Source organism: Rubritalea profundi, assembly GCF_002954445.1.
GTDB lineage: Bacteria > Verrucomicrobiota > Verrucomicrobiia > Verrucomicrobiales > Akkermansiaceae > Rubritalea > Rubritalea profundi.
In genome coordinates, this window is the sequence record NZ_MQWA01000001.1 from 3,075,197 (window position 1) to 3,076,329 (window position 1,133).

Genomic DNA, 1,133 nt, shown 5'->3' on the forward strand with positions numbered 1-1,133 from the left:
AGGGTTGAGATCGATGTAGGCTGCCATCGTTCTAGCCGCATAGCCATTTTCCACTAACACGCTTTTGTAACGAGCCTCCCAGAGCGTTCCTCGCCTGCCGTGCTTTTTGTTGTACCACAATGAAAACCGCTGCTTGAGCGTCTTCATAAAGAGTCCCAAATCCCACATTCTCCTGGTGTAGCTCTCGCGCAAATTTTGGTACGCTTCCAGCCCTTGCTTGTGTGTTGCACCTGCAAGTAAGGCTAAATGCTCGCTCACCATCGCCACGTGTTCCTTCGAATAAATCACCGATAAACGCTCAATTAGAGCCGCGTCATCCAGCTGCTGATCACACTTTGGTGGCACTTCTACGAGAATGTGGAAATGGTTACTCATGATGCAATAGGTCAGCACTCGAACCCCGCAGAACTCCTCATACATCCGCATGTAGCGGACGAATTGTTCCTTGCCCTCACGATCTAGCAGGAAGGCTTGACCAACGATGCGTGATACAACGTGATAATTTGCAGAACGATCTTCCTCTCCTACCCACGGTGCCAATAAACGAGCTTTAGACATGTCTGTAAACCTATCGTATTCAGCGATTTAGATCAAGTCGATTCGTGCTCTATAGAGCTTTATAGCAAGATCATTATTTTTCAGGATCTATATGGAATATAGGATAGAATCATCTCTCCCCTCTATTAGTCTGTTTTTTTCTTTTGTCCGCACCATCGCCACGTGTTCCTTCGAATAAATCACCGATAAACGCTCAATTAGAGCCGCGTCATCCAGCTGCTGATCACACTTTGGTGGCACTTCTACGAGAATGTGGAAATGGTTACTCATGATGCAATAGGTCAGCACTCGAACCCCGCAGAACTCCTCATACATCCGCATGTAGCGGACGAATTGTTCCTTGCCCTCACGATCTAGCAGGAAGGCTTGACCAACGATGCGTGATACGACGTGATAATTTGCAGAACGATCTTCCTCTCCTACCCACGGTGCCAATAAACGAGCTTTAGACATGTCTGTAAACCTATCGTATTCAGCGATTTAGATCAAGTCGATTCGTGCTCTATAGAACCTTATAGGAGGATCATCATTTTGCAGAATCTATATGGAATAGAGGATAGAAGCATCTTCCTTTT

At 46.2% G+C, this 1,133-nt stretch carries 2 protein-coding genes; both read right to left on the reverse strand.

Annotation, left to right across the window (positions count from 1 at the left end; genetic code table 11):
- Nucleotides 1-558 (reverse strand): transposase (locus tag BSZ32_RS13555; protein WP_206018850.1); only part of this gene is annotated, 558 nt, incomplete at its 3' end.
- An 87-nt stretch (nucleotides 559-645) separates the two neighbouring features.
- Nucleotides 646-1,011, reverse strand: coding sequence for a transposase (locus BSZ32_RS13560; protein WP_105043908.1), 366 nt, complete (start codon nucleotides 1,009-1,011; stop codon nucleotides 646-648).
- Nucleotides 1,012-1,133: the final 122 nt, after the last annotated feature.